Source organism: Streptomyces sp. NBC_00400, assembly GCF_036048035.1.
Taxonomy (GTDB): Bacteria; Actinomycetota; Actinomycetes; order Streptomycetales; family Streptomycetaceae; genus Streptomyces.
In genome coordinates this window covers 5,443,570-5,468,165 of record NZ_CP107940.1, presented here as the reverse complement: position 1 = coordinate 5,468,165, position 24,596 = coordinate 5,443,570, and the positions used below count along the sequence as shown (strand labels likewise).

Below are 24,596 nucleotides of genomic sequence, written 5' to 3'. Positions count from 1 at the left end.
GCCGGGGGCCCACAGCCCGCCCCTAAAACGTAGGACAGCTTCTCAGCTTGTCCTTTGACCTCCGTCAGCGCCGTGAGTGCCGGGCCGTTGGCTCTACTCCATCTGGCTGAACCAGTGGCTGTTTGCCCTGGTTGGCGCCGCCACTGACGCCATGACGGGCCGCTATGAGTACCGACATGTCTCGCACCGTAGTGCTATTCCGCTATTCGAAGGCCGACTCCTCGTTCGAGGGTGATGATCACCAGCGTCCGCTCGCCGAGCGCGGCCGTCGTTTTGCTGGTAACCGGGGGACGGACAAGACCGTCCCCCGGGCGCGGGCTTCCCAGGGGGTGGCACGGACAGTCAGCGGAACAGGCGGAAGAACCCGCGCACCTGCTTGACCAGCGACTCCGGCTGCTCTAGCGCGGCGAAGTGGCCACCATGCGGCAGCTCCTCGAACCAGCGCAGGTCGGTGAACCGCAGCTCGGCCTCCCGCCTCGACGGGCGGGTTATGTCGCGCGGGTAGACCGACAGCCCGGATGGCGAGGTCACCTTGTCCCGGAAGTTGGCGAAGCTCTCCCAGTACAGGCGCGCCGACGACGTGGCCGACGCGGTGAACCAGTAGACCGAGATCTCGTCGAGGATCGTCTGCCGCGACAACGCGTCCTCGGGATGGCCGTCGTTGTCCGTCCACGCCCAGAACTTCTCGGCGATCCAGGCGGCCTGCCCCGCCGGGGAGTCGGTGAGGCCGTAGCCGAGCGTCTGCGGCCGGGTCGCCTGGATCGCCGAGTACCCCCGGCCGGTGCGCTGCATCTCCTTCTCGGCCTCGAGATTCGCCAGCTCCGCGGGCGTCGGGTCGTCGAACGTGCCCGCCGCCACGGATCCCAGGTTCAGGTGCACGCCGGCGACCCGCTCGGGCGCCACCTCGCCCAGCACCGCGGACACCGCCGAACCCCAGTCACCGCCCTGCGCGCCGTACCGTTCGTAACCCAGCGAGACCATCAACGTGTCCCAGGCGCGCGCGGTGCGAGTGATGCTCCACCCGGTCGTCGACGGCTTGTCACTCCAGCCGTACCCGGGCAACGACGGCGCGACCACGTGGAACGCGTCCGCCGGGTCACCACCGTGCGCGCGCGGGTCGGTCAGCGGGCCGAGGACCTCCAGGAACTCGAGCACCGAACCCGGCCACCCGTGCGTGAGCACGAGCGGGAACGCGTCCGGCTCCGGCGAGCGGACGTGCAGGAAGTGGATGCCCAGCCCGTCGATCGTGTCGCGGTACTGCGGGAACACGTTCAGCCGCTCGGCGAACCCGAAGTCGTAGTCCTCGGCCCAGCTGCGGCACAGCTCCTGCGCATACGCCAGCGGCAAACCCTGTGACCAGTCGTCCACCGGCTCGCGCTCGGGCCACCGTGTCCGTCGCAATCGTTCACGCAGGTCCGCGATCTCGGCTTCGGTGATGCTGACCTCGAATGGCTCGGCGGACATGGCAAGGCTCCTTACTGGTCAAGGCGTTATCGGATCAGAGGCAGGTGGACCGTCATCGCGGGCTCCCACGGGTGGCGTCGGGTTCGGGGCGGCGGTCGGCGGTAGGGCGCCGGGTCAGGCTGAGGACGAGTCCGGCCAGGGGGAGTGCCGCGAGCACGGCGAGGGCCACCGGCACCGGCACGATGCCGGACAGACCCGCGACAGCGGCCGGACCGATCCCGCCACCCAGGGCGTTCATGAAGGTGAGCAGGCCCTGTGCGGTGTCGCGGTCGTCCGCGGCGACCAGGTCCGGCGCGAGGCTCACCAGTACGGCTTGGGCGCCGGCGAACCCGCACACGGTCAACGCCGTGCCGACGACAATCGGGATCGGCCCGGTGAAGATCGCGACCACGAGCACGCCGACGACGGTGAGTGCCGCAAGCCCGGCCGACACCTGCCAGCCGGTGAATCGGTCGGTCAAGGTGCCGACCAGCCGCCCGGCCAGCACCGAGCAGGCGGCGGCCGGGACCAAGAGCACGCCGGCTTCCAGGGGGCCACCGCCCGTGGCCTGCTCGATCAGGGACGGGGCGCGGAACAGCACCCCGTAGTAGCCGGCGAAGACGGTCCCGCCGATGAGCCCGGCCGCCAGGAAGCCGCGGGATGCGATCACCCGCCGAGGCACGAACCCGTCGGGCGTGCTTCGCACGCGCCACCACAGTCCCACGGCGGCGAGCGCCCCGGCGGCAGCCACGACGAGCGTGACCGGAGCGGGCAGGCCGACCGAGTGTGCCTGCAGCAACGTGATCAAGGAGCCGGCGAGTACCGACAGCACGGCCGCGCCGACGATATCGAGTCGCCCGGTCGAGCCGTTTCGCTTGCCGCTTCCGCTCCGCGTCAGCGCGCGCCTACTCGGCAATGCGGCCAGCAGGAGGGGCAGCGCGAGGGCCGGGATCGCGAGCACGGCACGCCATCCGAGCCATGCGGTCACCGCCCCGCCCAACAGTGTCCCGCACCCCGACGCCGTCGCGCTGGCGGCCGCGATGATTCCCAGGGCGCGGATCCGTTGCCGCCTGGGAAGGGCGGTGGCCGCGGCAAAGACGGCGATCACGGTCGCGCCCGCCCCGGCGCCGCCGATCAGTCGGCCGACGATCACGACGGACAGTGTCGGCCCGGCTCCGGCGAGCGCGGAGCCCGCGGCGAGCGCCACGACCCCGGCGACGAGGACCTGGAAGGGGCTCCAGCGGACCAGCAGCCGACCCGCGACCGGCATCGCGAGCGCGGAGGTCAGCGACCACGCGGCGAGAATCCATGCGGTGGCCCCGAACGGCACCGCGAGTGCGCGGCCGATGGCCGGCAGGGCCACCGACGGCGCTCCCAGTGCCACGTACATCGGCAGCACCAGCATCCCCAAAGTCAGCCCCAGCCGACGCCCGTCCGGGGCGTCCGTTCGCTCCGGTGCCGGGGCCCCTCCAGACGGGATCGTCTGTGGCGTCGTCCCCTGCCGGGTATGTTGTGACATGCTAAAGCTCCTTTGCGTGTAACATTATGGAGCGATGAGGAGATGCGTCAAATGCGGGATGCGTGTTACAGCCCATGGGTGGTCCAGACGGCCGTCGACCTGGCCAACACCTTGAGGCCGATCAAGGGAGAGGACACGCTCGAGACCGTGGAGCAGCTCCGGGACTTCCTTGACGACCATCCCGCGGCTGAGCCTCCGAGTTCGGCCGCGAACCAAGGGGCCGGTCCGCGGCATCTCACCCGCGCCGACCTGGCGGAAGTCCGCGCGTTGCGCGAGACGGTGCGTGAGGTGCTCGAACGGGCGAACGCGGACGCGGTCGAAGCTGCGGCTCTGATCAACGACGGTCTGCGTCGCAGCCGCGCCACCCCGGTACTGCGCCACGAGGACGACCGCTGGTGGACCGAGGTGACCTCCGACACCGACCGCTGCTCGGCGCACCTTGCCGCGACTACGCTCAGCGCACTGGCATCCGTGATCGCCACGCTCGGTCCCGCTCGTCTCGGCGTATGTGCCGGGCCGACCTGCCGGGCCACTTTCGTGGACCTCTCGCGCAACGGCTCGAAGCAGTACTGCACCCGAACCTGCTCACACCGGGCCAGCGTCGCGGCCTACCGGAGTCGGCGCAGCCCGCGTTGAGCGCTGGCACCTGACCCTGCCAGGCCGGCGCCGGGGTTTCGTCCGAGCCCGCCTTCGACGAACTCGTTCGGGCCTCCGAGGGCGTTCCTCGCGATGCGATCTGCATCGCAGCGAAAGCCGCAATGCAGGCCCGAGACCGCAAGATCTCCGTTCCGATCGTCCAGGACGCAGCGCGAGCCTGGTATCAGTCCGACAAGGCGCGTGCTCTCCGCGCATATCTCGAGCCGGACCGACAAAAGCGACGACGGCGAGGAGCAACACATCGGGCTCGGCGTTTCGGCCCAAGACCTTCGCGCGATTCGACGGGCAATTCTCGACCTCGACGTCCAAGCAACGGCGGATCTCAAGCAAGGTTGAGCCGAGCCATGGGGGCTGGTGCCGGAAGCGAGCCCTGGACACCCATGCAACACAGCAGGACTTGACACGGAATCCGGGTGACCCAAGCCTCGGGGCCGGGATGACGTGCACACCGTGGGCCGTGCGGGCAGCGGATGCCCGCACGGCCGCAGCCCCTACGCAACGGCATGGGCCTTCTAGGGGAGCTCCAGGCGGGCCTCGACCGGGATAGTGGCCGCTCGGGAAGCCGCCCTCCGGGCCCGGTACCGGTGGCCAACGCCTCTTCACCGTCCCGGCTGCCACTCCTCACCCTGTCGGCAAACGATCGTTTGACGACAGGTGGCCGGCGCGTCCAATGAACCCGTGCAATTCGGGGGTTCACGGCGGCGCGAATCCAATCAGATCCGATGGTGATTGCTGACAGGGTTTGACGACAGATGGGGTCCGATCCTCCATACGGAAGGGGTCCCTCGGTGGTGAACCTGGTCTACAAGCGGGTGTCGACCGACCAGCAGTCGACCGCCCGGCAGAACCTCGTCCTGGACGAGGCTGGGATCGAGGACCCGGTCGTCTTCGAGGAGGACCCGGGCACCTCCAGCCGCCTCCACCCTCTTCAGCGCCCGAAGTTCCGAGAGCTGCTGACGTACGCGCGGCCGGGCGACACCGTGCACATCTCCGAGATGTTCCGCCTGGTGCGCGGGACCGGGCACATCCTCGACGTGCTCGACGTCCTGCATCGCGAGCAGGTGGCGCTGCGCATCCACGACGGCGCGTTCTCGGCGATGGACCTCACCGCCCGCCACCCGCGCACCGGAGAGCTGCTGTCCACCGTGAAGTTCATGGTGCAGACCCTCGCCGCCGCCGGCGAACTCCAGCACGACCTCCAGCGCGAGCTGACCTACGACGGACTGCGCGCCGCCGAGGCCAAGGGCAACAAGGGCGGTCGCCGCCCGGCCGTCCCGGCCGCGAAGACCGACACCGTCCGCACCTCCTACCTGGAGGGCCGTTCGATCGCCGCCCTTGCGCGCGATCACGGCGTCAGCCGCGGCGCGATCCGCACGGCCGTCGCCGGCCTCCTGCCCGACCACACCGCCATTGAGGAGGTTCCCCCCCCCCAGAGCTGCCGGTCACCCTCGACATGCCCGGCAAGGTCGCGGACTTCCTCCGCACTACCGAACTGGACCCCGCCGAGCGGGCCGCGCTCGACCAGGGGATGACCGCACGGCGCGGCCAGGGCTACACCCTGCGCATCAGCGCCGTCCCCGCCGTGCACCGCCAGCTCCTCGACCGCCGCCAGCCGCTCGACGGCGCCCAGGGCGTTCCGGCGGTCCCGGCCCAGCGCAAGGCCCGCCGTGAGTACGAGAACCGGGTCAGCGCCCTGGCGAGTGGCACACCATAGCCAGCCTTCCGGGGCCAAGATCATCTCGTGGCGGGTTTCTGGCGTATCTGGGTCACACCCCAAAGAGGGATGTGCGGAGCGGCCCCGGCGGCTTACTCTTGACTCAGTCAAACTTGACTCAGTCAAAGGTGAGGGGCTGATCATGACCGTCAGGACGCCATCCGATGCACCCACCGACACGCCCACCGACACACCCTCCGACACACCGCCCGACGCACTCTGCGGGGCACGGCCCGGCGCCGCGGCCGACGTCCGTGAGCTGCGCAGATTCAACCGCTTCTATACGAATCTGATCGGCGCGCTCGACTACGGGCGGCATCTGTACACCCCGTTCACCCTCACCGAGGCGCGGGTGCTCTACGAGGTCGCCAACCATCCGCGGGTGGACGCCGCGGATCTGCGCGCCTCGCTGTCGCTGGACGCCGGCTATCTCAGCCGGCTGCTCGGCAAGTTCGAGGACCGCGAGCTGATCACCCGCGGCAGGTCCGAGCAGGATTCCCGGCGGCAGCGCATCACGCTGACCGAGGACGGCCGGGAGGCGGCCGGCCTGCTGGAGGAGCGCTCCCAGGATGCCGCGGGGACGCTGCTGCGGCGGCTGCCGGCCGCGGACCGCGCCCGCCTGGTGGAGGCGATGCGCACCGTCCGCGCCCTGCTCGACGAGGGCGCGAAACGGTCCGGCGAGGGGCCGGAGCAGCCCGGCGAGGGCACGGAACGACCCGGTAAGGGGGCGGAGCAGCCCGGCGAAGGGGCGCGGCAGCCGCGTGGGGACCGCGCGCCCGGGGTCGCGCTGCGCACCTCCCGCCCCGGTGACCTCGGCTGGATGGTGGAGCGCAACGCCGCCCTCTACGCCGCCGAGTACGGCTTCGATCTGAGCTATGAGGCGCTGGTGGCCCGGATCGTCGCGGAGTACGCCGAGGACTTCGACCCGCGGTGGGACCGCACCTGGATAGCGGAGCTGGGCGGGGAGCGTGTGGGCGCGGTGATGTGTGTACGGGACGGCAGACCGGGGGTCGCCCGGCTGCGGCTGCTGCTCGTGGAGCCGGGCGCCCGGGGGCACGGGACGGGGCGGCAACTCGTCGACTCCTGCATCGAGTTCGCGCGGGAGGCCGGGTACGGCGAGATGGTGCTGTGGACCAACTCCGTCCTCGCCTCGGCCCGCACCCTCTACCAGCGGGCCGGATTCGAGCTGGTCGCCGAGTCGCCGCACCACAGCTTCGGGCAGGACCTGGTCGGCCAGGACTGGCGGCTGATGCTGTGAATCCACGGTGAAGCCGCGAGTCCACGGGGGACGCCGTGAGACCACAGGTGGCGCCGCGAGCCCACGGTGACGCCATGAGTCCACGAGTGACGCCGTGCGTCCACGGGTGACGGAGCGGGCAGGCGGGCGAGGGAAGCGGGGAGGGTGGGAAAGACGGGAAGGACAGCGACGGCGGCATAAGCGACGCGAAGGAGCGCAGACATGGCCCCCACGGATCGCACGGACGGCAAGCGCACGGATGGCGGGTATACGGATGGCGGGCGCGCGGATGGCGGGCGCGCGGGCGACAGGCCCACGGAGGGCGGCGGGCGTACGGAGGGCGGCGGGCGTACGGGCGGCAGGATCCCTGCGATGCGCTACGCGTTTTCGACCCTCGGTGTGCCCGGGATGCCGGTGGCCGAGGTGCTGCGGCTGGCCACCGGTGCCGGGTATCAGGGGGTCGAACTGCGGGCCCATCCGGAGGAGCCGGTGCATCCGCTGATCGGGGCACGGGAACGGGCCGCGGTGCGGGGCCAGTTCGCGGACGCCGGCGTGGAGGTCCTTGCCGTTGCCGGATACGCCCAGGTCGCCGCCGCCCGCGATGCGGCGGGAGAGGAGGAGCTGGCACACGAGCTGGCCGGGCTGGTTCACCTCGCCGCCGATCTGGGGGCACCGTACGTCCGGGTCTTCCCCGGCGGTGGCGGCCGCCCGGCGGCCGAGGCGGACGCGGATGCCGCCCGCCGGCTCGCCGCGGTGGCGCCGCTCGCGGCCGGGCGGGGCGTCCGGGTCCTGCTGGAGACCCATGACTCGCACCGGACCGGCGCGGCCGCCGCCCGGGTGCTGGGCCTGGTGGGGCATCGCCGGATCGGAGCGCTGTGGGATGTGCAGCACAGCTGGCTCGGCGGCGAGGAGCCTGTCGACACCCATGCCGCGCTCGCCCCGCATCTGGGCTATGTGCAGGTCAAGGACGTCGCCTCGGCCGAGGAACGCACCCCCCTCCCGCTCGGCGCCGGCACCCTCCCGCTGGCGGCCGCCCTCGGCACCCTCGCCCAGGAGCCCGTAGGTGCCCACGGTCCCGTACCGGCCCCCGAGGGCACCTACGACCAGGGATCGGGCGGCTGGCTCTGCTGGGAGTACGAGAAGCGCTGGTATCCGGAGGCGGCCGACCTCCCCGCCCTGCTGGCGCCGGGCCGCGCGTACCTCCAGCGGCTCCTCGGCGAAGGCACCCCCTCCTGACCCCGGAGTGTCCGCCTGCCCGCCGGTCCTGCCCGTCGCCTGCCCGGTCAGCCCGTCCGTCCGCCGGTCCTGCCCTTCGTTCCTGCCCGCCGTTCCACCCGCCCACCGGCCCCGCCCGCCTGACCGCCTGCCCTGTCAGCCCGTCCGCCGGCCCCGCCTGCCCGCTACCCGTCCTCGTCTCTCCTCCTCCCCCGACGACGCCCCATCACATATCCGCGCCCGCCCCGCAATACCTGGGCGCCATCACGAATCGAGTCATTGACCGACAATAGTTTTCCGGCTATCCGTGGCCTTTTGGAAGTTTCCTTCAATGATCCGAGGAAGCCCTCCGGAAGGAGCGCACATGCACTCCAGACGTACCGTCCTGACCACCGCGGCAGCCGCGGCCGCCGCGGCCGCGGGCGGCGCGAAGCCCTCCATCGGACACCAGCCCCCCTCCCCCGCAGCCGCTCCCGTATCCGCCCCCGTCCCCTCCGCCGCCACCCGGGCCCGGCTGCGCCGCCTCATCTCCCGTATGACACCGCAGGAGAAGGCCGGCCAGCTCTTCGTCATGCGGGTCTACGGGCACTCCGCCACCGACCCCGACCCGGCCGATGCCGCCGCGAACCAGCAGGAGATCGGGGTCGCCAACGCCGCCGAGCTGATCGCCAAGTACCACGTCGGCGGCATCATCTACTTCGGCTGGGCGCACAACACCCGTGAGCCGCACCAGATCGCCGACCTGTCCAACGGCATCCAGAAGGCCGCCGCCGCCCAGCGCGTCCCCGTCCCGCTGCTGATCTCCACGGACCAGGAACACGGCATAGTGGCCCGTGTCGGCGCACCCGCGACGCTCTTCCCCGGGGCGATGGCGCTCGGCGCGGGCGGCTCCCGCGACGATGCGCACACGGCAGCCAGGATCGCCGGCGAGGAGCTGTACGCCATGGGCATCCGGCAGGACTACGCACCGGACGCCGATGTCAACATCAACCCCGCCAACCCGGTCATCGGCGTACGGTCCTTCGGCGCGGACCCGCAGGCCGTGGCCCGTATGGTCGCCGCCGAGGTGAAGGGCTACCAGGGCGCCGGGATCGCCTCCTGCGCCAAGCACTTCCCCGGGCACGGCGACACCGACACCGACAGTCATATCGGGCTGCCCTACATCCACCACACCGCCAAGGAGTGGGAGCGGCTGGACGCGCCGCCCTTCAAGGCCGCGATCGCCGCCGGGATCGATTCGATCATGACGGCGCACATCGTCGTGCCCGCCTTCGACCCGAGCGAGGACCCGGCCACCCTCTCCCGTCCGATCCTCACCGGCATCCTGCGCGAACGCCTCGGCTACGACGGTGTGGTGGTGACGGACTCGCTCGGCATGGAGGGCGTACGGAAGAAGTACGGCGACGCCCGGGTGCCGGTGCTCGCCCTCAAGGCCGGTGTCGACCAGCTGCTGAACCCTCCGGACCTGGCCGTGGCGCATGCCGCCGTCCTCACGGCGCTCCAGGAGGGCGAGCTGACCGAGCGGGAGCTCGACGCCAAGCTGATGCGCATCCTGCTGCTCAAGGAGAGACGCGGGCTGTTCAAGGATCCGTACACCACCCACCGCGCGGTGGACCGGGTGGTCGGCATCCGCAGTCATCTCGACGCCGCGGACCGGATCGCGGACCGCACCACCACGCTGCTGCGCAACGACGGCGGGATCCTGCCGCTCTCCCGGCGACGGGAGCGGCGGGTGCTGGTGGCGGGTGTCGACGCGGCCGCGCCGTCCGGCACCGGCGGGCCGCCCACCACGGTCCTGGCGAGGACCCTCACCGAGCTGGGCTTCACCGCCACCGCGCTCTCCACGGGCATGGCACCGGCCCAGCGGCAGATCGACGAGGCGGTGGCGGCGCTCGGGGAGCGGGACGCGGTGGTGGTGGCGACGTACAACGTGACCGCGGACTCCCGCCAGCGGAGGCTGGTGGCCGCGCTGCTGGCCACGGGCAAGCCGGTGGTGCAGCTGGCGGTCCGCAACCCTTATGACATCGCCCAGTTGGACGGCGTCCGGGCGGCCCTGGCGAGCTACTCCTGGACGGATGTGGAACTACGGGCGGCAGCCCGGGTGATCGCCGGCCGGCGGGACCCGGCCGGCCGGCTGCCCGTCGCGATAATGCGCGCCGACGCCCCGGCCCAGGAGCTCTACCGGATCGGCCACGGCCTGACGTACTGACCGGGAGACGGACTCGGCGCGCTCCCCCTGTCCCCGGGGAACGCGCCGTTCCGGTCATCGCACCGCGGCCGCCGGCCGCTGTGGCGCGACGGCGTGCGGCCTCAGAGCCTCACGGCCCGCAGGCCTTACGGCCCCAAGGCCTCACAGCCCCAAACCTCACGGCCTCAGCATCGGCATCCGCCGGACCTCCTGCTTGTCCAGCTGCTTGTTGTACGGCGCCAGCGGTGCGGCCTCGCCGGCCGGGGCCTGGACACCGGCCCAGTCGAGCAGCTCGGCGGTGGCCTTGGTGCGGTCGGCCTCCGCCAGCTTCGCGATGTTCGAGCCGTGGTTGCCGCCGGGCACGGTGAAGACGTACGAGTCCCGGGCCCCCTTGCCGACCTCGAAGTGCTCCGAACTCCACGGGTCGTACTGGCCGTTGACGAACATCATCCGGTTGGCGTGGTGCCGCACCCAGTGATCGACGTCGGGCATCGCGCGCTTGTCGAAGCGCATCGGGATGTCCTTCGGCACGAACGACCGGGAGTTGTTGATCCCGGGGTACTTCAGCAGGCCGGCCAGCTGCGGGTAGCGGTAGCCGGGCTCACCGAGCTGGGTGCCCGCCTGGTAGTAGTACGGCGTGTACGGCTCCATGCCCTGGTCGGTGTAGCTGCCGAAGCCGCCGACCGTGTCCATCCACTTCCACAGGCCGTCCGTGGAGACGGTCGGCTCGGGCACCTCGGCACAGGCGGTCTCGGCCGGCTGGTACTGCCAGAACCCGAACACCAGGTCCGTGACCATGACTTCATAGGCCCGGTCGGCGCCGCCGACGGTCTTGAAGGTCTGCTTCTCCTTGTCGGCCCAGGCCTGGAACCGGGCGACCATCTCCTTGCGGCGCACCAGGGCCTCGCGCTCGATGGCGGCGAGGTCGCTGCGGCACTGCGCGGTGCCGACGGTCTGGAAGAACCGGTCGTACGCCGAGTCCTCGTCGTTGCGTACGTCGTTGGGCGCGACGTAGGCGACGGTGCCGTTCATGTCGTGCGGGAAGAAGCGGCGGTAGTACGTCGCCGTCATACCGCCCTTGCTGCCGCCGGTGTCGATCCAGTTCTTGCCGTAGATCCGGTGCAGCGCCTGGAAGATGCGGTGCTGGTCATCGGCGGCCTGCCGGATGTCCAGCTTCTTCCAGTCGGTGGGCGTGGGCCGCGACGGGGTGAAGTAGCGGTACTCCAGGGAGACCTGATTACCGTCGATGATCTTGGTGGGCTCGCTGCGGGACGGCGTGGTGCTGACGTTGTACCCGGAGGTGAAGAACACCGTCGGCCGGTCCACCGACTTGTGCAGCAGCGTCAGCCGCTGCTGGAAGGTCCCCTTGGAGGGGTGCCGGTGGTCAACCGGCTGGGTGTAGTTCAGTACGAAGTAGCGGTAGCCGTCTACCGGCTTCTCCTCGATGAGGCTCATTCCCGGGATCGCGAGGATCCGGTCCTTGATGTCCCCGGTCTTCGGCTCGGCGGCGGTGGCCGCTCCTGCCGTCGCACTGCCGGCTCCCGCCGTGCCTATGAGCACCGCGAGCGACAGCAGCCATCTGGTGGCCTTGCGCATGCACCCTCCCCTTGGGATAGCAAAGGTCGGGCTGAACCTATCGGCGCGACGGGGGTGCCACCAGCCCCTGGCGCCGTTCGGTGGATCAGCCGAACGCCGAACCGCCGGTGTTGCCGAAGCCGCCGGTACCTCCGGACGGCACCTCCCCTGCCTCCGGACGGCACCTGTAGGGCCTCAGGCCCGGGCGCGGCCCCGCGCCCGGGGCCCCCAGGCCTCACGCCGCCAGTTCCTCCTCCTCGCCCGTGAACGTGCGCCACAGCTCCGCGTAGCGGCCGTCGCGGGCCAGCAGTTGGGCATGGCTGCCGTCCTCGGCGATCCGTCCGCGGTCGAGCACCACCACGCGGTCCGCTCGGGCCGCGGTGGTCAGGCGGTGGGCGACGATGAGGGTGGTACGGCGGCGGGCGGACGGGGTCTGGTCCGCCCGGGCGGAGCCGAGATCCCGGGGGCGGCCGGTGGCCTGGTTGACGACGGCTTCGGTGGCCAGGTCCAGGGCGGCCGTGGCCTCGTCCAGCAACAGCACGTCCGGGTCGACGAGTTCGGCGCGGGCCAGCGCCAGCAGCTGGCGCTGGCCGGCCGAGAGGTTACGGCCGCGCTCGGCGATCTCGTGGAGGTAGCCGCCGTCGAGGGTCGCGATCATCGCATGGGCGCCGACGGCCCGCGCGGCGGCCTCCACCTCGGCATCGGTGGCATCCGGACGGCCGTAGGCGATGGCGTCGCGGACGGTGCCGGCGAAGAGGTAGGACTCCTGGGGGACCACGCCGAGGCGGCGGCGGTAGCCGGTCAGGTCCAGCTCGCGCAGGTCGGTGCCGTCGATCCGGACGGCGCCCGCTGACGGGTCGTAGAACCGTGCGACCAGCTTGACCAGGGTGGACTTGCCGGCGCCGGTCTCACCGACGAAGGCCACGGTCTGGCCGGCCGGGATGGTCAGATCGATGCCGGCCAGCGCCGGCTCGTCGCCCTTGCCGTAGTGGAAGTGCACCGCGTCGAAGGCGATGTCGCCCCGCAGCGCGGGCACCTCGCGGGGCCGTTCGGGGGCCGGAGTGGTGGTCGGCTCGCGCAGCAGCTCCTGTATCCGGCCCAGGGAGACGGATGCCTGCTGGTAGCCGTCGAAGACCTGGGAGAGCTGCTGGACGGGGGCGAAGAACAGGTCGATGTAGAGCAGGTAGGCGACCAGCGCGCCGGCGCTGAGGGTGTGGGAGCCGACCCGGTCGGCTCCGACGATCAGCACCAGCGCCGCCGCCACGGACGACAGCAGCTGGACGAACGGGAAGTAGACGGATATCAGGAACTGGCCGCGGACCCGCGCCTGGCGGTAGGCGTCGCTGCGGGCGGCGAACCGCTCCGCGCCGCGCCCCTCGCGCCGGAACGCCTGGACGATCCGCAGCCCGGCCACGCTCTCCTGGAGGTCGCCGTTGACGACGCTGATCCGCTCACGGGCCAGCTCGTAGGCCTTCACGCTCTGCTTGCGGAAGAAGTACGTGCCGATGATCAGCGGTGGCAGGGTGGCGAAGACGACCAGGGCCAGCTGGAGGTCGATGGCCAGCAGTGCGACGAGTATGCCGAAGAAGGTGAGCATCGAGACCAGGGCGGTGACCAGGCCGGTCTGCAGGAACGTCGACAACGCGTCCACGTCCGTGGTCATCCTGGTCATGATCTTGCCGGACAGCTCGCGCTCGTAGTAGTCCAGCCCGAGGCGCTGGAGCTGCGCGAAGATCTTGAGACGGAGGGAGTAGAGGACCCGCTCGCCGATCCGTCCGGTCATGCGGTTGCCGCCGATCTGCGCGGCCCACTGCGCCAGGACGACGAGCAGGGCGATCCCGGCGGCGGTCCAGACGCCGGCCAGCGCGCCGAGCCGGACGCCCTCGTCGATGCCCTGCCGGATCAGGACCGGCAGCAGCAGCCCGGCCAGTGCGTCCAGGGCGACCAGCCCCAGCGCGAAGGCCAGCGGCCCGCCGAAGCCGTGCAGCAGCCGGCGCAGGCCGTAGGAGCGCTCGGGGCGCACGGCCCGGTCCTCGTCGACGTCCGGGGTGTCCGTGGCGGGCGGCAGCGCCGCCACCTGGGCGAGGAGGTCGGGGGTGGCAGGGAGTCCGGCCATCGCGGCGCCGATGCCGGGCCCGGCGGCGACGGCCGCGCGGGCCGCCATCCCGGCGCCGCCCGCCTCGGCCTCCTGCTCACGGCGCACCCACAGCTCGGGGGTGATGGTGCCGGCCGCCCCGGGCCGGCCTGCCGCACCGTCGCCCTCGGCCTCCGTCTCCGTCTCCCGCCCGGCCTCGATCCCGGCCTCGATCCCGGCCTCGATCTCGGCTTCGACCACTGCCTCGGACTCGGTGGCGTCCGCCGCCCGGTCCTGTGCCGGCAGCCGGCCGTCGGCGAACTCACCGTCGAAAATCCCGGACGGCTCGCCCTCCGGGTCCCACCCGGTGCCGCCCAGCTCCTCCGGGTCGGCCAGCAGCCTGCGGTAGAGCGGGCAGCGGTCTTCCAGCTCCGCGGTGGTGCCGATGTCGACCAGCCGTCCGTCGTCCAGGACGGCGACCCGGTCGGCGAGCGCCAGCGTGGAGGCGCGGTGGGCGATGAGCAGCGTGGTGCGGCCCGCCATGACGCCGCGCAGCGCCTCATGGATCTCGTGCTCGACCCGGGCGTCGACCGCCGAGGTCGCATCGTCCAGCACCAGCAGCCGGGGGTCGGTGAGGATGGCGCGGGCCAGGGCGACGCGCTGCCGCTGGCCGCCGGACAGGGTCAGCCCCTGCTCGCCGACCTTGGTGTCATAGCCCTGGGGAAGCTCCGATATGAAGCCGTCGGCCTGGGCGGCGCGGGCCGCGGCGCGCACCTGCTCGTCGGTGGCGTCCGGGTGCCCGTAGGCGATGTTGTCGCGTACGGAGTCGGAGAACAGGAAGCTGGTCTCGGGCACCAGGCCGATGGCGGCCCGCAGGGACGGCAGGGTCAGGTCGCGCACATCGTGGCCGGCGACCAGGACCCGGCCCGCCGAGACGTCGTAGAAGCGGGGCAGCAGCAGCGAGACGGTGGATTTGCCGCTGCCGGACGTGCCGACCACGGCGACGGTCTCCCCGGCCTCGATGCGCAGCGAGAGGTCGTCGAGGACGGGGCGGAGGGGCCCGGCCTCGCTCACGCCTTCGCCCTCGCCCTCGTGCGGTCGCGCGTAGCCGAAGGTCACCCGGTCGAAGACGACCGTGGCCGGGGCGTCGGCGGGCAGTTCGTGTGCATCGGCCCGCTCCTCGATCGACGGCTCGGTGTCGATCAGCTCGTAGACCCGCTCCACACCGGCCCGCGCCTGTTGGCCGACGGTCAGCATCATCGCCAGCATCCGGACCGGTCCGACCAGCTGGGCGAGGTAGGTGGAGAAGGCGACGAAAGTGCCGAGGGTGACCTGTCCCTGGGTGGCCATCCAGCCGCCGAGGGCCAGCATCGCGACCTGGCCGAGCGCCGGTACGGCCTGCAGGGCGGGGGTGTAGCGGGCGTTGAGCCGGACCGTGCGCAGGCGTCCGGCGAACAGCCGGCGGCTGACCTCGCGCAGCTTGCCGGTCTCCTGCTCCTCCTGCCCGAAGCCCTTGACGACCCGCACGCCGGAGACCGCGCCGTCCACGACCCCGGCGACGGCGGCGGCCTGCCCCTGGGCGTACCAGGTGGCGGGGAAGAGGCGGGCGCGGCTGCGCTGGGCGATGAACCACAGGGCGGGGGCGACGGCCAGCGCGATCACGGTGAGCAGCGGCGAGAGCACCGCCATCACGACCAGCGAGATCAGGAAGAGCAGGACGTTCCCGATCATCATCGGGAGCATGAACAGCAGGCCTTGGATCAGCTGGAGGTCGCTGGTGGCGCGGCCGACCACCTGGCCGGTGCTCAGCTCGTCCTGCCGCCGGCCGTCGAGCCGGGAGATCGCGCCGAACATCCGGGTCCGCAGGTCGTGCTGGGCGTCCAGGGCGAGCCGTCCGCCGTAGAAGCGGCGGATGTAGGTGAGGACGTAGACCGCGACCGCGGCGACGACCAGCAGAGCGGCCCAGGGCCCGAGGGCGCGGTCGTGCTTGACGATGACATCGTCGATGATCAGCTTCGGGACGAGCGGGACCAGGGCCAGCACGGCCATCCCCGCGAGCGAGGAGCCGAGGGCGAGCAGCACGTCCTTTTTGTACTGCCAGCAGTCGCGGATCAGCCGCCGCGCCCAGCTCGCTCGTTGAGAATCCGTCCCCGCCACCCGATGCCTCCCGCGCCTCGACTCCTGACGCCTGACACCAACAATGCGGGGGGCGGATTTCATCCCGCCGCAACAATTCTCCGGGCCGGGCGGGGCATCCCGTACGCCTGCGCACGCGGGACGGCCCCCTCCCGGGGGGGCCGGACACTGTTCCCACAGCGTCCGGGTGGTCCGGGAGGGGGCCGTCTCCAGCGCGGGGCCGTCTCCAGCGGAGACGTCTCCAGCAGGCCCGGCAACCGCCGAGCGGGCTACTTCACCCGCTGCACCGTGAGCTCCGAGATCCCCGGATGCGGCTTCGGCTTGCCGTCCTTCCCCTTGGCCTGGTCACCGTGCACCACGACCCGTACGTACCGGGCCGGCGTCTTTCCCGCGTATCCGGTCCCTGACCAGTGCTTCCCGTCCCGGGAGACCTGGACGTTGTAGGACGTGGGCCGGGTGGTGTTCCAGTGCGGGGTGATCTGCCCGACGCGGGTGGTGCGGCCGAGGTCGACGGTGAGGGTGCCGTCCGCGGAGTTGGGCACCCAGGCGGTGGTGCCGTTGCCGTCCACCGCGGCGGCCGCGTACAGGCCGGGCTCCTCGGAGGTCGCCTTGGCCGACGTGCAGCGGGCCGCGTTCGAGGTGGCCGCCAGGTCCGGGCGGCGGGTCTTCAGGACGGCCGGCGCCCCGCGGCTGACGATCTTGTCGCCCTCCGGGGTCTCGATCCGCATCGGCGCACCGGCGGTCAGCCGCACGGTGGTCTGGTGGGCGCCGATCGCGATGTCGTAGGTCCGCCCCTGCCAGTGCAGGCCGCGCAGGGTGACGCCCTGGGAGAGCTGCGGCGGCAGCATCGGGTCGAGGTGTACCGCGTTCTCGCGCAGCCGCAGCCCCGTCAGCCCGTGGGTGAAGGTCTGCAGGAAGCCGCCCTTGCCGGTGAGGAAGTCCTGTGCGGGCTTGCCGGCGTGCGGGTCCGAGGCTCCGGCCTTGTCGCCGCGCGCCTCGGAGAACTGGTCGAACGGCCCGCGGACGAACGGCTGGATGGACCGCCTCAGGTAGGTGTAGGTCGAGCAGCCGGGCTCGCCGATACCGGCGGCGTCGATGGCGTGCACCGAGTCCGTCATGGCCGGGCCGTCCGGGTCGGTGTGCCCGGCGTAGAAGTCCAGCGTGCGGGCCGCCTGGGTCTGCGACATGGGCCATTCCAGCGGGTACATCAGCAGCACGGTGTCGGCCTGCTTGATGGTCGTGCCCTTGTACCCGGCGTACTGCTCGAAGATCTTCTTCTTGCTGTCGTAGGGGATGCGCAGCTTGTCGGCGATGGTCTTCCAGGAGGCCGGCGCCTTTTCGCCGAGGAGGGCGGCGACGCGGGTGGCGTGGCGCAGTGCGGTGGCGGCGCCGGCGTTGGTGAACACCCCGTCGTTGACGCCGTTGCTGTACTCGTCCGGTCCGGCGACGTTCTTGACGGAGTAGCTGCCGTCGGCGTTGTGGGTGGCGCGCGAGGCCCAGAATTCGGCGATGCCCTTGAGGACCGGCCAGCCACGGGACTTCAGCCAGGCGGTGTCCTTGGTGGCGAGGTAGTACTGCCAGGTGGCGAGGGAGATGTCGCCCATGAGGTGGTTCTGGGTCTTGCAGTGCGGCGGGTCCCAGCTGTGGCACTCGTTCCACAGGTCGCCCTTGCTGCCGCTGGTCCAGGGGTAGAACAGCCCCTTGTAGCCCAGCTTCTCGGCGTTGGCGCGGGCCCCGGCCCGGGTCTTGTAGCGGTAGTCGACGATCGACTTGGCGAGTTCGGGGTGGGCGGCGAGCAGGCCCGGGTACATCCAGGTCTCGGCGTCCCAGAAGACCTCACCGGCGTAGTTGTCGCTGGTCAGGCCGGTGGGACCGATGCTGTTGTCACTGCCGGCGCGGGTGGAGGACAGCAGTCCGTACTGCGCCGAGCGCACCCAGGACTGCAGATCGCGCTTGCCCTTCACCTCGATGTCGCTGCGCCACAGCCGCTTCCAGGCGGCGGTGTGCCGGGCGAAGAGGGCGTCCCAGCCGCGGCCGGCGGCCCGGCGCGAGGCCGCGTCGGCAGCGGCGCGCGGGGAGCGGGAGGTGAGTGCGGTGTCCACGCCGACGTACTTGGTCAGCTCGTACGAGCGGCCGCTGCGGACCGGGAAGGAGACCCGCTGCCGGTTGCTGAGCTTGTCCGCCCGCGGCGCCGGTCCGGGGCGGCCCGCGCGCACCCCGGGGCCGGTGCGCAGGGTCGAGGCCACTGCGCCCTCGGTCTTCGTCCCGTCCGTGCGGAACCCGACGTCCATGGTGCGGCCGGACTCCTGGCCGCCGCCGGATTCCTTACCGACAGTGCCCTGGCCGCCGGATTCCTTGCCACCGGTGTCCTTGCCGGCAGTGCCCTGGCCGCCGCCGGACCCGGTGCCGGACGCCGTCATCCGGCGGGCGCCACGGCCGTCGAGGCGGTCGGTGACGGCGGCGTCGCCGCTCCAGTGGGGCGTCATCCGCAGGCGTACGGCGCCGGTGTGGGCGTCGTTGCGGTCGGTGAGCACGTCGTAGACCAGGTCGGTGACACGGCCGTCGGCGGCCGTCCAGGTCAGCGAGGTGCGGACGAATCCGCAGCGCAGCGAGAGCGTCTGGCGGTAGTGCGAGATCCGGCCGGGTGCGGTGGCGGAGGAGAAGGTGTCGGGGTGCGCGCCGCCGGCGCTGACATCGAGGGTGGTCCAGGTGGGGAGGGCGGCGATGGCCTGCCGGCCCTTCACGCTCTTGGGTCCCTCGGCGTACAGGCCGGAGACGAAGGAACCGTCGTACTCCGGCGTCTTCAGCGGCCAGCCGGTCGTGCCGCCGGGCGCGGCGTAGCCGGTGCCGTTGGGCGGCACCCGCTGTCCGAGGTAGCCGTTGCCGACGAAGGCGTGATGGCTGTCCTTGGGGTCGATCTTGCTGCTGGTGGCGGTCCAGCCGTCGCTGCCGTCGCCCTTCATGCAGGGGCCCTGGGCGCCGCCGGCCCGCTGTGGTGCGGGCGCCGGTGCGGGTGCGGAGGCGGAGGCCGAGACGGGCGCGAGGATCGCGACCAGGGCCGTGGCGAGCAGTGGGGCGACCAGCCTGCGGGAGCGGGGCGCCACCGGCCGGGATGGTTGCCCGGCCGCGGGAGAGTGCTCCGCCGGGGGCTGCGGGGGCGGGTCCACGGGGTGCTGTGCCGAATGTTCCATGGTTCTCCGTCGTATGTGCGCGCCCGTGCCGCATTACCGCGGCACGGACATCACCTTGAACATCATCAGGCCCCCGCCTGCACGGCACCCTAGGCCGGTTCCCCCGTTCGGGTCACGGCCTTCCGGCCACGAAATTGTCCGGACGCCCCCGTAGCACCACCCCCATGGATCACGCGGACCCTGACTGCGGCTACACTTTTAGACTGACCAGTCAGATCAAAAGGGGAGGGGTGTTTGTGAACACCACCCGCCAGGGGGCGGCGGTCGACGCCAGGGGGATCGGAGTGGAGGGCCCGAGAGGGTGGGCCTTCCAGGGCATCGACATCTCCGCACAACCGGGCACCCTGATCGCGGTCGAGGGCTCGTCGGGCTCCGGCCGCACCTGTCTGCTGCTGGCCCTCACCGGCCGGATGCGGATCACCGAGGGCACGGCGACGGTCGCCGGGCTCCCGCTGCCCCAGCGGATGGGTACGGTGCGCAGCCGTACCGCCATCGCCCACGTACCGGGCGTCGTCGACCTCGAACCGGCCCTCACGGTCGGCGAACACCTCAGGGAGCAGGCCCTGCTGGGCCACCGCTTCCAGGGCCTCGGTGCCTCGCTCCCTTGGGGCAAGCGCCACAAGGAGGCCACCCGGGCCCGGGTCGACGCCGCCCTCGCTGCCGTCCGGCTCGACCCCGCCACCCTGCCCAAGGGGCTGCGGACGGCCGTACGCGATCTGGAGCGGATCGAGGCGCTGCGGCTCTCCGTCGCGCTCGGGATCATGCACGGCCCGCAGTTGCTGGCCGTCGACGATGTGGACCTCAAGCTCTCCGAGGCCGAACGCGCCCAGGCCTGGCAGATGTTGCGGGACCTCGCGCTGGAGGGCACCACCGTCGTGGCGGCCGGCAGCGACGCACCGGCGGACGCCCTGACCGTCCGCACCACGCGGGCCAAGCCCGCAGCCGCCACCCCCGCCCCCGTCAAGGACGAGCCCTCCAGCCCCGTCGAGGACGAACCCTCCGCCCCCGTCAAGGACGCACCCCGCACCGCCGAGCAGGACGAGCACCGGGCTCCCGTCCAGGACGCGCCCCACACCACCGAGGAGGAAGCAGCGCATGCGTTCGCCGAGACTGGCCGCGCTTGAGCTCAAGCGGTTCGGCAGGGGAAAGCTTCCCCGCCTGGGCCTGGTCGCCCTGATGCTGATCCCGCTGCTCTACGGGGCCCTGTACCTGTGCTCCTTCTGGGACCCCTACAGCCGCCTGGACAAGATCCCGGTGGCCCTCGTCAACGAGGACCAGGGCGCCACCACCGGCGGCAAGAAGATCACCGCGGGCGACGACCTGTCCGAGAACCTCAAGGACAGCAAGAAGTTCCACTGGGAGGACGTCAGCTCCGCGGACGCCGCCAAGGGCGTCGAGAACGGCACGTACTACCTCTCGCTGACCGTCCCGAAGGACTTCAGCAAGCGGATCGCCTCCAGCTCCGGGGACACCCCGCAGACGGGCGCGCTCAAGGTCCGTACGAACGACGCCAACAACTACGTCGTCGGCTCGATCTCCAAGACGGTCTTCTCCGAGGTCCGGGCGAAGACCTCGGCCACCTCGGCGCGGGCCATGCTCGACAAGATCTTCATCTCGTTCTCCGATCTGCACGACAAGACCGCCGAGGCGGCGGACGGGGCCGGGAAGGTGGACAAGGGGGTCGGCTCGGCCAAGAAGGGCTCCGGTGACCTCGCGAACGGCCTCGGCAAGCTCAACGACGGCGCCGGCAAGGTCAGTCAGGGCGCTGGTGACCTGAGCAAGGGCGCCGGGGCGGCCGTCGCCAAGGCCCGGGAGCTCAGCGCCGGCGCGGGCAAGGTCGCCGACGGCACCCAGCAGCTCGCCGAGAAGGTCCACGGCCTCGCCAAGAAGGACCTGCCCTTCCTGCGCGAGCACGGCAAGGAGATCGGCCGGGGCGCTCAGTTCGTCGCCGACGCCACCGAGACCATCGGCGACGTCCTCGACACCCTGCCGAACGACTCCGCCAAGGCCGCCACGCAGGCCCGCAAGAACGCCGACAACGCCGCGGAGATCTACCAGGACCGCTGCGGCGGGCTGCTGGACACCGACGCCGACTGCACCAAGCTGAAGGCGCTCGCGGACGGCAGCAAGGTGGCCGCCGACGCGGCGGAGAAGGTCAACGACGCCGTCGCCGGGGCGGACTTCGGACAGATGCGCGGCAAGCTGCGCGAGATCCACCAGGGCGCGGAGATGGTCGCCGAGCAGGCACCGGGCATCGGGCAGCGCGCGGACACCGCGATCCGCCAGATCAACGCGCTCAACGCCGGGGCCCACAAGGTCTCCGAGGGCGCGGGCCTGTTCGCGAACGGCATCGGCACCCTCGCCGACGGCGCGGGCAAGGTCGCCGACGGCGCAGGCAAGGTCCACAACGGCGTCGGCGTCGCCAAGGACGGCGCCGTCAAGCTCACCGGCGGCCTCTTCAAGCTCAAGGACGGCACCAACCAGCTGGCCGACGGCCTGCACGACGGCGTCGCCAAGATCCCGGACTACAACAAGAAGGACCGCGACGCCCGCACCGAGGTGATGGCCGACCCGGTCGAGCTGGCCGCCAAGTCGATGCACAAGGCGCCCAACTACGGCACCGGCCTGGCGCCGTACTTCATCCCGCTCTCCCTGTGGGTCGGCGCGATGGTCGCGTTCATGCTGCTCCCGGCGCTGGGCAAGCGGGCCCTGGCCGCGGGCGCCCCGGGCTGGCGGATCGCCCTCGGCTCCTGGCTGCCGGCCTACGCCATCGGCGTGGTGCAGGTACTGGCCCTGATGGCCGTCCTGCACTGGGGCCTCGGCCTGGAGATGGTCCGCTCGGCCGGCACCGTCGGCTTCCTGCTGCTGGCCACCGCCTGCTTCACCGCCATCATCCAGCTGCTGGGCGCGTTCTTCGGTCCGGCCGGCCGGGTGCTGACCCTGGTCGTGCTGATGCTCCAGCTGACCTCGGCGGGCGGCACCTACCCGGTGCAGACCAGCCCCGGGTTCTTCGCCGCCATCCACCCGTTCCTGCCGATGAGTTACGTGGTCGACGGCCTGCGCCGGCTGATCACCGGTGGTGACCTCGCCATCGTGCAGCAGGGCTGTGTGGTCCTCGTGGCCTTCACCCTCGGCGCGCTGGCGCTCACCGCCCTCGCGGCGCGCAGCCGGCAGGTCGTACGGATGAAGGACCTGCACCCGGAGCTCAGCCTGTGAGCGTGCTCCCGGGGCCCCGGGGCGGTGCCGTCGACGGCACCGCCCCGGGGGCTTCCCCCGTCACCCGCCGCACCTCGACGCGCCGCCGGCTCTTCGACGCCGCCGTGACCCTCATCGCGGAACAGGGCTTCTCCGCCACCACCGTCGACGAGATCGCCGACCGGGCCGGCGTCGCCAAGGGCACCGTCTACTACAACTTCGCCAGCAAGAACGTCCTCTACGAGGAGCTGCTGCGGGACGGCATCGACCTGCTCGCCGACTCGCTGCGCCGGGCCGCCGACACCACGGCCGCCCGCGGCGGCACCCGGGTCGACGCCCTGGACGCCATGATCCGCGCGGGCCTGGACTTCATCGCCTGCTCCCCCGCCCTCATCCAGCTCTACGTCGCCGAACTGTGGCGCACCAACCGCACCTGGCGCGACACCCTCACCTCGGTACGCGGCCGCGCCCAGTCCGTCGTCGAGTCCGTCCTGCGCGACGCCGTGGAGACCGGCGAACTCTCCGACGAGCTCGACATCCCCCTCACCGCCTCCGCGCTCCTGGGCATGGTCCTGGTGGCCGCCCTGGACTGGCAGTCCTTCCAGCCGGACCGCTCCGTAGAGGACGTGCATGCGGCGCTGTCGCGGCTGCTGCAGGGGCGGGTGGGGGCCGGCGCGCGGTAGGGCGCTCCCGCCCCGCGGCACGGCTGCCGCACGAAGGCCGGCCCGGTCGTGGACAGGTGTCCACGACCGGGCCGGCCTCACGCATACCGCTCTCACACATAGCGGCTCAGCCGGCCGGTGACCGGGCGGGGGGTCAGGGTTCGACGACTCCCGCGTGCGCGCTGGACGGCGACAGGATGGCTGTCGGGGTGGTCGCTCCGGCGAAGGAGGCGTCGTAGCCACCGTTGGCGAGGATGTACACCAGGATGACCGTCTCGTTGAACCGGGCGACGCCCTGGGCGTCGGTGACCGCGGTGCCCATGAGGTTGCCGCCGACGCTGAACACGATGGTCTGGCCGGGCACGGGCAGACCGGTGGCCTGGTCGGTCAGCGTGGCGGTCAGGAACGGGAAGTACACGTGCGGCGGGAACAGCTTCGACAGCGCCGGGGTCGCGGTCAGCGTGGTGGCGTGGACGGGGAGCAGGTAGGTGAAGCCACCCACCAGCGTGGCGCTGCCACCGGGCGTGGTGACGGTGACGTCCGCGGGACCGGCCGCGCCGGGCGGGGTGACGAAGGTGAGCTGGGTGCCGGTTGCGTTGACGGTCACCCCGGTGGCGGGGTTGCCGCCGACGTCGACACTCGCCCCGGTCAGGTTGGTGCCGGTGATCGTCACCATCGTGCCGCCCGCGATGGGCCCTTGGTTGGGGACGATGCTGGTCAGTGTCGGGTCGAATTGGATGACGCTGACGTTGTTCCCGTTGATGTTGCTGACGTAGACCTTGTTGTTGGGGGCGACCGTCACGGCGATCGGTCCGGCGCCGACGGGGATCGGGGCGCCGACGACGGTGTTGGTGGCGGTGTCGAACACCGTCACGTTGTTCGCCGCCCGGTTGGAGGTGTAGGCCATCCCGTCGGCGCCGACCGCGATTCCCCACGGCTGGTTGCCGACGGCGATCGGGGCGCCGACGACGGTGTTGCTGATGGTGTTGATCACCGTCACGGTGTTCGACCCGATGTTGGCGACGTAGGCGTTGCCGTTGGGGGCGATCGCCACGAAGTTCGGCTGGGCGCCGACGGGGATCGGGGCGCCGATGACGGTGTTGGTGGCGGTGTTGATCACCGTCACGGTGTTCGATCCCCGGTTGGTGACGTAGGCGTTGCCGTTGGGGGCGACCGCGATCCCGACCGGCTGGGCGCCGACGGCGATCGGGGCGCCGACGACGGTGTTGGTGGTGGTGTCGATCACCGTCACGGTGTTCGCGGCGAAGTTGGTGACGTAGACGCGTCCGCCGGGGACGGCCGCCACCACGGCCGGCTGGTTGCCGACGGCGATCGGGGCGCCGACGACGGTGTTGGTGGTGGTGTCGATCACGGACACCGTGTTCGACCCGCTGTTGGGGACGTAGGCGTTGCCGTTGGGGGCGACCGTCAGCCAGACCGGCGTACCGCCGACGCCGATGGGGCCGCCGATGACGGTGTCCGTGGTGGTGTTGATCGCCGACACGTTGGCCGACCCGGAGTTGGCGACGTAGAGGTCGCTGCTGGGGGCGATCGCCAGCCCGACCGGGTTGTTGCCGACGGGGATCGACGTGACGGCAAGGAAGAGGTGCGCCGGGGCTGCCGCCCGGCTCATCTCTCCCGCCCCGGCGGCCGACGGCACCTGGCCGGGGAGGAGAGCTGTCGCCAGCAGTTCCTGCAGCGGTGACTGAACGCTACTACTCATGTGGACCCCTTCGATGGGGGCCACCCCGGACCTGGCACCCCCGGGCGGGGAGCAGCACACGTCCGTC

At 71.7% G+C, this 24,596-nt stretch carries 15 protein-coding genes; 9 read left to right on the top strand and 6 right to left on the bottom strand.

The genetic code is table 11. The features are described from left to right. Positions 1–342: 342 nt before the first annotated feature. Together OHS81_RS23960 and OHS81_RS23955 are read right to left on the bottom strand one after the other, a co-directional pair. Complete coding sequence (locus tag OHS81_RS23960; RefSeq protein ID WP_328386722.1) at positions 343–1,464, bottom strand: epoxide hydrolase family protein; 1,122 nt, start codon at positions 1,462–1,464, stop codon at positions 343–345. A gap of 52 nt (positions 1,465–1,516) precedes the next feature. Then, positions 1,517–2,962 (bottom strand): MFS transporter, encoded by a 1,446-nt coding sequence (locus tag OHS81_RS23955; RefSeq protein ID WP_328386721.1) that lies wholly within the window; start codon positions 2,960–2,962, stop codon positions 1,517–1,519. 51 nt (positions 2,963–3,013) lie between these two features. Here OHS81_RS23955 and OHS81_RS23950 point away from each other — a divergent pair, with 51 nt between their 5' ends. The 6 genes from OHS81_RS23950 (at position 3,014) to OHS81_RS23925 (ending at position 9,994) form a co-directional block, all read left to right on the top strand. After that, entirely contained in the window at positions 3,014–3,598 is a 585-nt protein-coding gene (locus tag OHS81_RS23950; RefSeq protein ID WP_328386720.1) for a CGNR zinc finger domain-containing protein, read from the top strand. A gap of 809 nt (positions 3,599–4,407) precedes the next feature. Next, positions 4,408–5,151 carry a recombinase family protein gene (locus tag OHS81_RS23945; RefSeq protein WP_328386719.1) on the top strand — a complete coding sequence of 248 codons (744 nt, stop codon included), beginning with the start codon at positions 4,408–4,410 and terminating at the stop codon, positions 5,149–5,151. After that, complete coding sequence (locus tag OHS81_RS23940; RefSeq protein ID WP_328386718.1) at positions 5,148–5,333, top strand: hypothetical protein; 186 nt, start codon at positions 5,148–5,150, stop codon at positions 5,331–5,333. Before OHS81_RS23945 ends, OHS81_RS23940 begins: the two co-directional genes overlap by 4 nt. Positions 5,334–5,475: 142 nt before the next feature. After that, positions 5,476–6,591 carry a GNAT family N-acetyltransferase gene (locus OHS81_RS23935; protein WP_328386717.1) on the top strand — a complete coding sequence of 372 codons (1,116 nt, stop codon included), beginning with the start codon at positions 5,476–5,478 and terminating at the stop codon, positions 6,589–6,591. Between the two features lie 351 nt (positions 6,592–6,942). Beyond that, entirely contained in the window at positions 6,943–7,806 is an 864-nt protein-coding gene (locus OHS81_RS23930; protein ID WP_328391385.1) for a sugar phosphate isomerase/epimerase family protein, read from the top strand. A gap of 343 nt (positions 7,807–8,149) precedes the next feature. Continuing rightward, positions 8,150–9,994, top strand: coding sequence for a glycoside hydrolase family 3 protein (locus tag OHS81_RS23925; RefSeq protein WP_328386716.1), 1,845 nt, complete (start codon positions 8,150–8,152; stop codon positions 9,992–9,994). A 156-nt stretch (positions 9,995–10,150) separates the two neighbouring features. On the opposite strand, the gene OHS81_RS23920 is transcribed toward OHS81_RS23925, so the two are convergent. From OHS81_RS23920 to OHS81_RS23910, 3 genes are all read right to left on the bottom strand, one after another. Then, positions 10,151–11,569 (bottom strand): S28 family serine protease, encoded by a 1,419-nt coding sequence (locus tag OHS81_RS23920; RefSeq protein WP_328386715.1) that lies wholly within the window; start codon positions 11,567–11,569, stop codon positions 10,151–10,153. A gap of 214 nt (positions 11,570–11,783) precedes the next feature. Further along, complete coding sequence (locus tag OHS81_RS23915; RefSeq protein ID WP_443058756.1) at positions 11,784–15,842, bottom strand: ABC transporter ATP-binding protein; 4,059 nt, start codon at positions 15,840–15,842, stop codon at positions 11,784–11,786. A gap of 185 nt (positions 15,843–16,027) precedes the next feature. After that, positions 16,028–18,949: a discoidin domain-containing protein gene (locus OHS81_RS23910; protein ID WP_328386713.1), complete on the bottom strand. Its 2,922-nt coding sequence runs from the start codon at positions 18,947–18,949 to the stop codon at positions 16,028–16,030. Positions 18,950–19,185: 236 nt separating this feature from the next. On the opposite strand from OHS81_RS23910, the gene OHS81_RS23905 reads away from it, so the two are divergent. From OHS81_RS23905 to OHS81_RS23895, 3 genes are read left to right on the top strand one after another with little or no spacing between them, the layout of a single operon-like run. Continuing rightward, a complete protein-coding gene (locus OHS81_RS23905; RefSeq protein ID WP_328386712.1) occupies positions 19,186–20,073 on the top strand; it encodes an ATP-binding cassette domain-containing protein in 888 nt (295 codons plus the stop codon). Next, entirely contained in the window at positions 20,045–22,165 is a 2,121-nt protein-coding gene (locus OHS81_RS23900; RefSeq protein WP_328386711.1) for a YhgE/Pip domain-containing protein, read from the top strand. Before OHS81_RS23905 ends, OHS81_RS23900 begins: the two co-directional genes overlap by 29 nt. A gap of 2 nt (positions 22,166–22,167) precedes the next feature. Further along, on the top strand, positions 22,168–22,827 hold the full coding sequence (locus tag OHS81_RS23895; protein WP_328386710.1) for a TetR/AcrR family transcriptional regulator: 660 nt from the start codon (positions 22,168–22,170) through the stop codon (positions 22,825–22,827). Between the two features lie 133 nt (positions 22,828–22,960). On the opposite strand, the gene OHS81_RS23890 is transcribed toward OHS81_RS23895, so the two are convergent. Continuing rightward, a complete protein-coding gene (locus OHS81_RS23890) occupies positions 22,961–24,529 on the bottom strand; it encodes an IPT/TIG domain-containing protein (RefSeq protein ID WP_328386709.1) in 1,569 nt (522 codons plus the stop codon). Positions 24,530–24,596 lie beyond the last annotated feature (67 nt).

What these genes read in the sequence shown, in the direction of transcription:
- OHS81_RS23960 (WP_328386722.1), bottom strand. Translation starts at nt 1,464, where the DNA reads ATGTCCGCCGAGCCATTCGAGGTCAGCATCACCGAAGCCGAGATCGCG.
- OHS81_RS23955 (WP_328386721.1), bottom strand. Translation starts at nt 2,962, where the DNA reads ATGTCACAACATACCCGGCAGGGGACGACGCCACAGACGATCCCGTCT.
- OHS81_RS23950 (WP_328386720.1), top strand. Translation starts at nt 3,014, where the DNA reads ATGCGGGATGCGTGTTACAGCCCATGGGTGGTCCAGACGGCCGTCGAC.
- OHS81_RS23940 (WP_328386718.1), top strand. Translation starts at nt 5,148, where the DNA reads ATGACCGCACGGCGCGGCCAGGGCTACACCCTGCGCATCAGCGCCGTC.
- OHS81_RS23935 (WP_328386717.1), top strand. Translation starts at nt 5,476, where the DNA reads ATGACCGTCAGGACGCCATCCGATGCACCCACCGACACGCCCACCGAC.
- OHS81_RS23930 (WP_328391385.1), top strand. Translation starts at nt 6,943, where the DNA reads ATGCGCTACGCGTTTTCGACCCTCGGTGTGCCCGGGATGCCGGTGGCC.
- OHS81_RS23925 (WP_328386716.1), top strand. Translation starts at nt 8,150, where the DNA reads ATGCACTCCAGACGTACCGTCCTGACCACCGCGGCAGCCGCGGCCGCC.
- OHS81_RS23920 (WP_328386715.1), bottom strand. Translation starts at nt 11,569, where the DNA reads ATGCGCAAGGCCACCAGATGGCTGCTGTCGCTCGCGGTGCTCATAGGC.
- OHS81_RS23915 (WP_443058756.1), bottom strand. Translation starts at nt 15,842, where the DNA reads ATGAAATCCGCCCCCCGCATTGTTGGTGTCAGGCGTCAGGAGTCGAGG.
- OHS81_RS23910 (WP_328386713.1), bottom strand. Translation starts at nt 18,949, where the DNA reads ATGGAACATTCGGCACAGCACCCCGTGGACCCGCCCCCGCAGCCCCCG.
- OHS81_RS23900 (WP_328386711.1), top strand. Translation starts at nt 20,045, where the DNA reads ATGCGTTCGCCGAGACTGGCCGCGCTTGAGCTCAAGCGGTTCGGCAGG.
- OHS81_RS23890 (WP_328386709.1), bottom strand. Translation starts at nt 24,529, where the DNA reads ATGAGTAGTAGCGTTCAGTCACCGCTGCAGGAACTGCTGGCGACAGCT.